Source organism: Ruegeria sp. YKSD163 (assembly GCF_059612905.1).
The window spans coordinates 1-3,095 of the sequence record NZ_JBXWRM010000047.1; the positions used below are offsets into that span (position 1 = coordinate 1).

General features: G+C 54.3%; 2 protein-coding genes and 1 pseudogene. All 3 read left to right on the forward strand.

Annotation, left to right across the window (positions count from 1 at the left end; all coding sequences use genetic code 11):
- A pseudogene (locus AC2FNA_RS24070) lies at positions 1 to 196 on the forward strand (hypothetical protein); the annotation flags it as partial.
- 235 nt (positions 197 to 431) lie between these two features.
- A complete protein-coding gene (locus AC2FNA_RS24075; protein WP_496830953.1) occupies positions 432 to 2,723 on the forward strand; it encodes a tetratricopeptide repeat-containing sulfotransferase family protein in 2,292 nt (763 codons plus the stop codon).
- 121 nt (positions 2,724 to 2,844) lie between these two features.
- Positions 2,845 to 3,095: calcium-binding protein (locus AC2FNA_RS24080; protein WP_496830955.1), on the forward strand; the 251-nt coding region annotated here is incomplete at its 3' end.

Sequence of the window (3,095 nt, forward strand, 5' to 3'; positions counted from 1 at the left end):
CCGACGACGAGAACGGGCGATGCTGCGCTTCAGGCGGATGCGAAGTTTGCAGAAATTCGCCGCCGTCCACGCCTCGGTCTGCAACCATTTCAACTCGGAGCGCAGCCTCACCTCCAGAGAAAATTTCAAGCTGAGGCGCGATACGGACAGAAAGAGAATGGTTGGTCGACAAGGTGAACGGTCGAGAGGAATTTGACTTGGTAGTCGCCGAGCCCCCAGCACAAGAGCAGCTCAAAGCGCACCACGCTATAGCAAAACAAACTTGAAGGCTGGAGAAGGTTCGACGGGAGTCCCATCCCCTCCAGTCTGGCAGCACCTTCAAGAAGCAGCCATATTACCTTCCGGGATGTGACATGTAGTTCGATTGCCAAGGCCTGGCAGACGAAGCTAGCATCCAAGCGAGGAGTGCCGACGAAGGCATAGCTCGAGTATTGGAATCTGAGATCGAATCCGAGACCGGAGGATTCGAAAATCTAGAATGCGAAAAAATCTCCCAAGGATTGCAGCTGGCAATGCGCAACGGTTTGGAAAACAAAAAAACCCACGCATTGCTGACCATGGCTCGGGATCTGCAGTCTTCATATCAACTGAATAGAGCCAGGCGCACTTATGAATTAATACTAAAGATCGATCCGGGTTTAGATGAGGCGACACGAGGTTTGGCACAAGCCCTTCTCGATCTAAAAGACTATCACAGGTGCACCGACCTTTTTGAACCGCTGCTGCTCCAGAAACGAATGACCTCAGAAACCTGGTTGCTGTGCGCACAGGCGATTTCCGCATTGGGCGACCGCTCGAAGGGCGAGCGTTTCCTGAGGCGTGCAGAGGAAGCCGGCATTGACCCGGATACCTTCGAAAAGATGAGGAAGAAATTGCTTCCGGTCTCAGCCAAATCAAAAGCCGATATCGCCGATGTTCCGCTGGACAAAGCGAGGCGCCTTGTTGGATTGATGAAATCTGGAAGATTTTCTGAGGCGATAACAGAAGCAAAGCTCCTGCAGGCAGCTCATCCCACAGCTTCCTTTGTCTTGGACATATTGGGAAATGCCTACAGTGCACTCTCGCAGCCTGCACTTGCGGAAAAATTCTATCGTGACGCCAAAGAACTGGCACCGCAATATGCGGAGACTCGGGCAAATTTTGGTCGATTTCTTCTCAGGCAAGGACGATACAAGGAAGCCGTCGCAGAGTTGGGTGAAGCTCTGCGCCTTCTTCCTGATATGTCGAGCGTGGTCCTGACAGCATTTGGCAACGCTCACCTGCGGCTACATCAGTACGCTGAGGCGATCGCTGCCTTTCGGCGGGCTCTTTTGCTCGACCCGAACCACATGGCTGCCAGGCTGCAGCTCGGTGAGGCCTTGCTTCAAGCAAGAAGACCGGACAAGGTTGAGGCTGTCTTACAGCCAGCCCTTGAATCTGAAGCATCTGATGCAACGGCGTTTTGTTTGCTTGCTCGTGCGCTTGAAGCAGCCGGGCAGACTGAACGAGCCGAAAAGACGTTCGACTTGGCGCTCAGGCAGTCCGATGTGCCAGCCGCTGTTCTTTCCGCCAAGGCGAGCTTCCTGCAGCACCTTGGCCGTTTCCAGGAAGCCGAAGAGCTGTTTCGTCGAGCCCTGGAGCTCGATCCTCTGAATGGTGAAACATACCGGATGTTTCTTTTGACCCATGTTCCCGGGCCGACTGATCCGGTGATAGGCAGGATGGAGGCATTGCTCGCAAAGCCAGATATCTCCGAGGATAGCAGAGCGAAGGTGGGATTCGCGTTGGCCAAGGCCAACGAAGATCTAGGTCTTTCGGGCATGGTCTTTTCCTACCTTCGTCCCGCGAATGACCATATGCGGAAGCTCTATCCTTTCAACGTTGCGGGCCATTTCAGGAAACAAGAGGCACTAATTTCAGAGCAGGCACGTATTTTGGATCACTTCCATGAAGCGGAAGGTGCCACGGACTTCGCGCCAATTTTTGTTACGGGCCTGCCGCGCTCAGGAACAACTTTGATCGAGCAAATTATCTCAAGCCACAGCCAGGTTGCCGCCGGTGGAGAACTTGGCATTGCTGCATTGGAGGCAATGGAATTCTTGAAGGAGGCAAAGCTTGCGCGGAGGGTTGGTCCGGTTCTTGAAGGCCAAGACTTTGTCGATCTCGGTCATCGAATAGCCTCCCGGATGCGCGAAGCTCGGCCAGGTTCAGATATCATCACGGATAAGGGGATGCAGACATACTACTACATGGGGCTTCTCAAGCTCGTAGTTCCGAAAGCAAGGATCATATTGGTGCGTCGCGACCCGCGCGACAATCTGCTCTCGCTGTACAAAAATCTGTTCAAGCCGAGACAACACACGTATTCCTACGGCCTGAAAGATTTGGGGCGCTATTTTGCGAACTTTCAGAATGTCGTGCGTTTCTGGCAGGACAGAATTCCGGAAGCTTTCGTTGAGGTCTGGTACGAGAAGCTCATTCGCGATCCGGAGCGAGAGGCTCGTCGGCTGATAGGGGCTTGCGGTCTCGACTGGGAGGAGCGCTGCCTGAGGTTCTTCGACAACCAACGCAAGGTCGATACTCTGAGTGTTCACCAGGTCCGGCGCCCCCTCTACTCTTCGTCTGTTGGTGCATGGAGGAAGTATGAAGGCGAGCTCGGCGAACTCTTCGATGCACTGGGACCAGAATATGATCCGAGGAATCGGAGTAAGTTGTCTCGGAAAGGGCAAGCGGAAAGGTTTTGACAGAATCGTTTTCGAGAAGGCACGCTGGTCAGGCTGAATTCTTACACATCTCAACTGGTCGGACGCCAAACCGACTTGGAGGTTTTTGACAAAGTCATTTGTTCGCTGGGGGGCGGCAACGATGTCTGGAACAGAACTTGACGATCTCCTTGATGGTACCGACCTCGATGACAACATTTCCGGATTGGGCGGCAACGACGTAATCAACGGCCTCGCGGGCAACGACAGCTTGGCTGGCGATGGTGGCAACGACGTTCTGAATGGCGGCGCCGGCGAGGATACGCTTGTCGGCGGCGACGACGACGACTCGCTGAACGGTGGGGAGGACGACGACACGCTTCTGGGCGGGGCGGGCAGCGATACGCTTTACGG